The organism is Rhodococcus opacus, assembly GCF_012396235.1.
In the GTDB taxonomy this organism is placed as follows: Bacteria; Actinomycetota; Actinomycetes; order Mycobacteriales; family Mycobacteriaceae; genus Rhodococcus_F; species Rhodococcus_F opacus.
In genome coordinates this window covers 113,156-120,946 of sequence record NZ_JAAXPA010000026.1, presented here as the reverse complement: position 1 = coordinate 120,946, position 7,791 = coordinate 113,156, and the positions used below count along the sequence as shown (strand labels likewise).

Sequence of the window (7,791 nt, the reverse complement as noted above, 5' to 3'; positions counted from 1 at the left end):
CCGCTTACGGCATGCGCAACGAGGCCGTCATCGCCTACCTCTCCGACCACGTCGACACCGCCCGCCTGCCGAACCCGTGACAGTTCAGGCGTCACCTCGCACACGTTCGCGCGAACATGTGCGCTTTGGCCAAATTTTGGCTCGCCGTGCTGACCGAGATCCGCAACCGCGGCGTTGCAGATGTCTGCATGATCGTCTGTGACGGGCTCAAGGGGCTGCCGGAGGCGATCACTACCGTGTGGCCTCTCGCGGTGGTACAGACGTGTCTGATTCACCTGTTGCGCAACACGTTCCGTTATGCCTCGCGGCAGTACTGGGACGAGATGTCGCGGGACTTGCGTCCGATCTACACCGCCGTCAACGAGTCCGCGGCCCGGGAGTGTTTCACCGAGTTCGCCGTCAAATGGGGTCCGAAGTATCCGGCGATCGTCCGGCTGTGGGAGAACGCCTGGAGTGAGTTCGTGCCGTTCCTTGATTACGACGCCGAGATCCGACGGGTCATCTGTTCGACGAATGCGATCGAGTCCCTCAATGCTCGCTACCGGCGGGCAGTCCGGGCACGTGGGCACTTCCCCAGCGACCAGGCCGCGCTCAAATGTCTCTACCTCGCCACCCGTGCGCTGGACCCAACCGGCAAGGGAAGAGCACGATGGGTGACGAGGTGGAAACCAGCCCTCAATGCGTTTGCTATCACATTCGAAGGCCGAATCACCGCAACTGGAAACTAAATTCATATGCCAGAGCTAGTTCCACCGAAGTTCTGATAGTCCCTGAAACCTCGATGTCAGCGACGTTTTGGCTCCGTGGGAGCGGGCGCTGATCGACTCGATGAGGCCGGTGTCCGTGGTCGCGGGTGTTGCAGTCGTTCCCTCAAGGGCGTTGTGGGCGTGGGCCAGCGGGGAACAGATCGGCGATTGGTACCGGCATCAGCCGGGCACATACTGCGGCCAGGGCCGTGTGTTGGCCGTCGCTGAGAATGCAGACGTGGCCTCACGGAATTTGCAGACGCAGGTGTCGCCGTTCGTCGGCAGGCTGACGGGCTCGTCGGCACGGTGACTGCTGTGGCGTCATTGTGAACGCCGACGATCGGCACGATGACGGACGCAGCCGGGCACGGCAAGACCGGATGGGACGGATCGGGTTCGGTGCTCGCACCGGGGCGGGTTCGGCACGAAATGTCAGCCGCCGGTGCCGGTGGTTGCCGTCGCGCCGCCGACGGGCGTCGTGGTCGGAGAAGCGCCGCCCGTCGCTCCGGGCACCGCGGCCGGGTTCCCGGCGGGCACCGAACCCGCACCGTAGAAGACCGGCAGGATGCCTTTGAGGAGCGTCAGGGCCGATCCCTCACCGGAGGGCACGGTGGCGAGGTTCGTGCCGATGACGATCCTGAGGTCGGTGTTCGGGTCCACGCCCATGAAGGTCATGAAGCCCGGAATCTGGCCGTCGTGGCCTATGAGGGGACCGAACCGGGCGATACCCAAGCCGTATCCGGCGGCGGTGGGGTTGGCCGGATCGGTCGGTTGGATGCTGTCGAGGCGGATCTTCTGCGTCTGCTCGTCCAGGAGTCCGCCGCCGACCAGTGCCTTCACGTAGGTGGCCATGTCTGCGACCGTCGAGATCGCGCCCCCGGCCGTCCACGCCCATGACGGGTTGGCGTTCGTCTCGTTGTTCGGCTTCAGGGTGCCGGCGACGGCAGCGGCCTGCTCGTCCGCCGGAAGCGCGTAGGTGTCGATGGTGGAGACGTTGGTGCCGAACGAGTAGCCCTGCGGATGCGGTTCGGGGATCGAGGAGTCCGCGGGCGCGGGCAGCGAGGTGTGCTCGAGTCCGAGGGGTTCGAAGATGCGCTGCGCGAAGGCCTCGGCCGCCGACCTGCCGGTGAGCTGCTCGATGATGACGCCGAGCAGGATGATGTTGGTGTTGCTGTAGTCGAACTTCTCCCCGGGCGGGAAGTTCACCGGGTGGGAGAAGGCGATCGCCAGCAGCTCGTCCGGCGTCCACACCTTGTCCGGGTCCCGGTCGAGTGTCGCGTTGAACTGCAGGTCGAAGGTGTAGGAGTAGAGCCCGCTGTGCATATCCGACAGTTGCGCGATGGTGATCTTGTCGCCGTTCGGCACGCCCGGGCGGTACTTGGAGACCGGATCGTCGAGGCTGAGCCTGCCCTCCTGCACCAGTTGGAGGATGACCGTCGACGTCATCGTCTTGGTGTTGCTCCCGATCCGGAAGTGGTCGTCCATCGACATCGGCTTGTTCTCGTCGATCGTCGTCGTGCCGAACGTCGCCGACCAATCGCCCTGATCGGGCGAGGTGATCAGAACCACCGCTCCCGGAATGGCGTTGTCCTTCATCAACCGGTCGATCAGTGGTTCCAATGTCGCCGCGTACGCCGGCTCAGTGCCCGTGGTGGCTGTCGCCGACTGGGTGGACGTCGGTTGGGACGTCCCGCACGCCGCGACCGTCATCACGGCGGCCGCGACGAGGGAAGCCGCGATGGTCTTCGTGCGTTCCATGAGGTCGCCCGATTCATGTGTCGTTCTGTATGGGTGGGGGTGTGCGCGTGATGCCGATGCTCGCCAGGTGGTGTCCTCGCGACGGGAGCGGATTCCTGAGCACACCCTAGCGTCGTACAGGGAGGACTCGGGTGAATTTCGGCGGCAAGAACCTCGCGCACGAGTTGGGTTACGTGCACCGAGTAGCGGCCGCCCGCGTGTAATGGACGGTCCGGGTAACTGTCCCCATGGCGTCATACGGGTCTGTGTGTCCTGACCGCCCCGACCGAGGAGTCCCGTGAATGCCGGGTTCCGTTGCGGTGTCACCGGACTCGGGATGCACCCACAAGCGGGTTCTCGTCGCCGTCAGTCGTACAGCCTGGCGACGAAGCGCGTGCATGTTGCCGCAGACCCGCTCGATCCTCCCTTGGGGGCGAGTTCCCAGGCCCGGTCTGCCGTCGATTCCACCGCGGACGTCGACGCCGCCGACGTGTCGCGGGTACGCATCCCCGATGGCGACGGCCGCGACAGTGGTGCACGGCATTATCCGGAAAGTAGATGCACGTCACTGCGCCGCACGCCGACCAACTCTCCGCGCCGCAGTCCTGCCCGCGAGAGCACCAACACGATCAGCCGATCTCGTGCGGACCGGCACGATGCGAGTCGTTCGCCATGCAGGTCATGAGAATCCGCCAGCTCGTAGAGCTGTTCGAGAAAGATTCCTGGTGCGCACTTCGCCGCAGGTCGTCGCCGGTGTCCTTCGGCGTCCGCGCCACCACGACGGGTGAGGTTTTCGTGGGCGCGACGTTGTAGTCCTGCGCGATCTCGGGGTCGGCCGGTTCAGCCTGCCACGATCCACCGACGAGCCGGTCGTGCTCAATGCCCGTCGAGATCCGTGGGGTTCGGCTTGGGCGCGTTGAACACCAGTTGCGGGCCGGGTTCGGCAACGACGGGCCATGGCGGATCGGGAGAAGTCGTGGTCGGCCCGGGTACGTGTCACTGTTGGCGACCGAACTCGCCGCCCGCGCTGCGCTACCCGGACGAGATGCTGGCGGTGTTCATCGACAGCAACGCCGCCGCCACGGTCGCCGGGATCAGTGAGCTCGTCGCCCAGCTGACGATCAACGCGGACGTTCGTGCCGGCGTGGGCGGGCTAGGTGATGCGTGGTCCCCGGACGCGTTCGGCGTTGCGCGGCGGAAAGGGTTCGCCATTGTTGTATTCGCGTTCGAGAACGGCGAGGTAGTGGGCGAGGGCTTCGTCGACGAGGTTGGACCAACTGTTGGGGGCGCCGGCGATGTGGCCGATGGCGGCGACGGCATTCTTGCCGTTTTCGGCCTTGGCGCGGTTGATGAAAACCAATTCCTGCTTCGTGTCCGCGGGAACCCGTGTGGTGGTCTTCTGTTCCTCACCGAGGGCCACCGGCCCCGATTGGGTTTCGGCGATGGTGGCCGCTTCTCGCGCGACGTCCACGCCCTGTTCGACGAGGTTCGGCAGTCGCCGCTTGCGGCGTTCGACGGGGCTGTTGGCGAGTCCGGGCTCACGTGTCACGCTGATCAGGAGATCCTTCCGACGAGTTCTCGAGCACGTCCCACCCTGATGGGCGCCTGCGCGGGACTGGGGGCGGCGTTCGAGGGGGTTGTTGGCGAGTCCGGGCTTACGTGTCACGGTCATCGGGGGTCCCTTTCGACGAGTTCTCGGGCGGCGTCGCGGTAGGCGCGGGCCGCGGACGAGGACGGCGCCCACCTGACGACGGGTTCTTCGGCGCTGTAGCTTTCGCTGACACGGACGGACTTCGGGATGATGGTCCGCATCGTCTGGTCGGGGTAGGTCTCGCGGAGCGCGGCGAGGACCTGCTGGTCGATGACCTGGCCGAGTTCGACCCGGCCGCACAGAATGTGATTGAGCCGTGCCGTGGGATTGAGCAACTCGACCTGCTCGGTGATGTAGTTCTCGATCCGCATGAGCGCCTCGAGTTCCATGGCTCCCGTCATGACAGCGGCGAGCACCTCGGTGCAGGCGACGAGTGCGCTGATGGTCAGGTGGTCGAAGTCTCCGGGGCAGTCGAGGAGGTTGAAGTCGACGTCGGGTGCACTGGCGAGGGCTTTGCGCAGGACGCCGTGCGCACCGGGCTTCTTGAGGAAGTAGGGCCCGACGGAATCGAGTTCCTTGGTGGCAGGAACGAGGTGGATCCCGGACGCGGTGATGGTGGTGGCATCTTCGATGCTCGCCACCATCATCAGTACCGACAGGACATCGTTGTCGACGGCTTCGGGCGTGGCGCCGAGCCAGGTGGTGGCGTTGCATTGTGGGTCGAGGTCGACGACGCGAACGGTGTAGCCGGCTTCGACGAGGGCTTGGGCGAGGTTGACCGTGCTCGTGGTTTTGGTGGAGCCGCCTTTATGGTTGACCAGTGCGATGGTGCGGGTCATGGGCCTGTCCCTTCGTGAAAATTTAGTGACGTGACATGTACCAATCCTGAAGTTTCTCGTTCCGGCGGATTTCTGAGATCCTCTCTGTCGGAGGACGATCTACCGTGACCATCGTGACGAGTAACAGGTCGCCCCTCACTGCCCAGACCGGTGATCCGTCACCGTCCTGATCTGCGGGGTTCCGCGGATTGGTGTGTGGCGGCCTGTTTCTCGTGAATCGATGCCATCAGCTCGGTCAGGCCGGTGTCGGCCGCGATTAGCGCCGCGATGTAGTCGTTCGCGGTCATGCCATGTGCCTTCGCGGCGCTGGCAGCTGCTTCTTTGAGCTCTGGTGGCACCAGCGCCTTGACTACAGCACGGGTGCCCTTACTGGGCCGCCCTCGGCGGCTGGAAGCAACGATCTCGGCCATGCCCGCAATTCTGGGACCAGAAAGTCGAACAACCTAAACGACACGCCGCACCCTCAGAATTTCTCCGCGGCCGGTCATGGCTTGCATCGTTGCAGAACTCGACGACAGGAAATGCTGACCTACAAACGTTTTCGGACGGGTTTTGCGACATCAACGATTTCGATAACGAAAGATCGCCGGCGACTGCCCGCCAGCGTCCGAGAAAGGAACGAATGATGGACGCAGCCGCCTCAATAGGAACAACCGATCAATCTCGGAAGCCGTCCCCCTTCGTCGCCCCGATCCGGGACTTCTTCACCAGACGGGGCGGTGACCGGCGAGGGCACCTATCCCAAGGCCCGCAAGGGCCGAAGCAGGCGTGGTAGATCGGCTGAGCGGACGATGACCGGTCGGTGAGCACTACCTGGCCGGCTCGGACAGTGACTTCCCTGACGATCGGCCACTGCACTGCACATGCGGACGAGCTCCCCGAGATACACGTCGGCGCGACGTAACCTCCCAGCGTGCGGCCTACTTCTGGTGTCGCGGATTCTGTCGACGCGCGGTGAGCGTGTCGTTGATCTCGTCCACGTCGAAATGTGCCGGGTCGTGCTGGCCGGGTCGGTCGATGCCGAGCCAGTCGAGCCGCTCGCCGTGTTCGGCATGGGCTGGGTCGGCGAGGATCTCCAGCAGCTCCAGGTATGCCCAGATGCCGCCGCAATCTTCGGGTGGGGCCTTCCGGCGCCCGCCGACGCACCGCGGGGAGGTCGCGCCATCGGCTCCCGGCGTGGAGTCCTCGACGGTGATCACGTGTTCCCAGTTGTCGCCGAAATCGTAGGTGTAGGTGAGTTTCGTCCCGGGACCGGTCGCGACCTGTTCGAGAGTGACCTTCGTGTCGGATCGCAATCCCAGCTCCGGGTCGGGAACACCGAACAGGCCGTAGGCGGTGTCGAAGGCGTACATGTGCGTCGAGTGCCAGTCGAACGCCACCTGCAACAGCTCGTGCAGCTCGCGCAGCGTGATCTCGCCGGGAACCAGCAGACGCCGCCAGATCGGCGGTTTGGCGCCGCGCAGGTCGACGCGCAACTGCAGAATGGGGGCCTGGCCGTTGCGTGTCTTGCGCTTGGCGGGCAGCTTCGGGATCGAGCCCACCGGGGCGGCTGAGGCCTTGCCGCCGAACACGCCGGGCAGGTCGGTGAGCAGATCGAGTGTCGCCAACAGGTCGGTGCCGTCGAATTCGTCACACCCGCCGTGCGGCTTGGGTTTTGTCGACAGCGGCAGTGCTCGCAGCCGGGCCCGGAGCAGCGACGCGAGGCCGTAGTATCCGGGACCGTCCTCGTCGAGCAGGTCCGCGTCGTCGAACAGGTCGTCCGGGTCGGTGAGGTCGTCCGGATCGAACGGGTCGTCCTCGTCGTCGCGGTCGTGATGGTCGCGCGTGTCCATCGCGACTTCGGCCCGCCACCGGAATTCGGCCGGGTCGAGGGTCGTCGTGGTGAGCCGGACCTTGTCCCGTTCGACGTTACGGGCCAGCTCGGCGAGCGCTTCGGTCAGATCGCCCGAGTCCAGCAACATGATCTCGGCGGCTTCCCCGCACTCCAGGGGGTCGAGCAGAATCATCACCGCATGGCCCGCGCCCGCGCGGTCGAATCGGGCGGCAAGCACCAGCGCCTCGCTGTCCGCGGACAGTTCGACGCAGTCACGTGCGGTCACCGGAGCCGACAGTGCCCTCGTCCACTCGGGGGCGGTGACGCGGTGTGCCCGCAGTCGGTTCAGTCCCGCAGCAGCGGCCTCGCCGATTCGTCCTTCACCGAGCGTGGCGAGCGCGGCGAGCATCCCGGCCGCCTGTGGGTCGCCGACCGCCTCGATAACCGGGATGAGCTCGGACGTGGCTTCCTCGGCCGCATCTGCGCCGAGGAAGCCTATAGTTCCGAGGAACATCGAGCCGACGATTTCCGCCTCGACCGGATCGGTGATCTCGGCGAAACCGGTGAGGACTGTCTCCATCACGGCCCTCGGATCGCTCCCGTCGTCGGCATCGTCGGCACGATCGTCGGGCGGTTGAGCTGTCGAGTCGACCAGTGGTGACGGCCAGTGGTTTCCCGGGCGTTTAGCGGGCGGCGTGCGCTTGCTCACGGCTGACTACTGTTGCACATCGTCCATCGTGGACATTGGGCAGCCGCCGAAATTTTTCGGAGTCGACCCCAGGATCCTCGACCTGATGCGCGCGGCGCCGCATCCACCCGACGCTCGCCACCCTCCAGTGTCGGTTGGTGACTGCTGCCGGGGCCGGTGGTTGATCAGATTTCCCTCGGCTTGCTTACCCGCGACGGTGCCGGCGTGATGCGGTGGGGGTCGCGATCGCCGAGCAGGGCCGTCAGGCCAAGCGTCGGGGTGGGACGTTGCCGCCGTACGTGATGGTGCATTACGGCGGTGCGGCTTTGCACCGCCGAGAGTGGCGGCGGTCGGTGGTCAGCTCTCATCAGAGCGAC

The 7,791-nt window shown here is 65.5% G+C and carries 6 protein-coding genes and 1 pseudogene; 1 reads left to right on the top strand and 6 read right to left on the bottom strand.

Annotation, left to right across the window (positions count from 1 at the left end; genetic code table 11):
• Nucleotides 1-101: 101 nt before the first annotated feature.
• Nucleotides 102-728 (top strand): annotated as a pseudogene (locus tag HGB39_RS28500) (IS256 family transposase); the annotation flags it as partial.
• A gap of 450 nt (nt 729-1,178) precedes the next feature.
• Here the strand turns inward: HGB39_RS28500 and HGB39_RS28495 are convergent.
• From HGB39_RS28495 to HGB39_RS28470, 6 genes are all read right to left on the bottom strand, one after another.
• Nucleotides 1,179-2,504: a serine hydrolase domain-containing protein gene (locus HGB39_RS28495; protein ID WP_064080930.1), complete on the bottom strand. Its 1,326-nt coding sequence runs from the start codon at nt 2,502-2,504 to the stop codon at nt 1,179-1,181.
• A 608-nt stretch (nt 2,505-3,112) separates the two neighbouring features.
• The gene (locus HGB39_RS39100) at nt 3,113-3,430 is read right to left on the bottom strand and encodes a hypothetical protein (protein ID WP_064080929.1); all 318 of its coding nucleotides are present in this window, start codon (nt 3,428-3,430) and stop codon (nt 3,113-3,115) included.
• A 206-nt stretch (nt 3,431-3,636) separates the two neighbouring features.
• The gene (locus HGB39_RS28485; protein ID WP_064080928.1) at nt 3,637-4,155 is read right to left on the bottom strand and encodes a hypothetical protein; all 519 of its coding nucleotides are present in this window, start codon (nt 4,153-4,155) and stop codon (nt 3,637-3,639) included.
• Nucleotides 4,152-4,913: a ParA family protein gene (locus tag HGB39_RS28480; protein ID WP_064080927.1), complete on the bottom strand. Its 762-nt coding sequence runs from the start codon at nt 4,911-4,913 to the stop codon at nt 4,152-4,154. The genes HGB39_RS28485 and HGB39_RS28480 overlap by 4 nt, the downstream gene beginning before the upstream one ends.
• Nucleotides 4,914-5,071: 158 nt before the next feature.
• On the bottom strand, nt 5,072-5,323 hold the full coding sequence (locus HGB39_RS28475) for a hypothetical protein (protein WP_081276653.1): 252 nt from the start codon (nt 5,321-5,323) through the stop codon (nt 5,072-5,074).
• Nucleotides 5,324-5,833: 510 nt separating this feature from the next.
• Entirely contained in the window at nt 5,834-7,306 is a 1,473-nt protein-coding gene (locus HGB39_RS28470; protein WP_247607539.1) for a plasmid pRiA4b ORF-3 family protein, read from the bottom strand.
• Nucleotides 7,307-7,791: the final 485 nt, after the last annotated feature.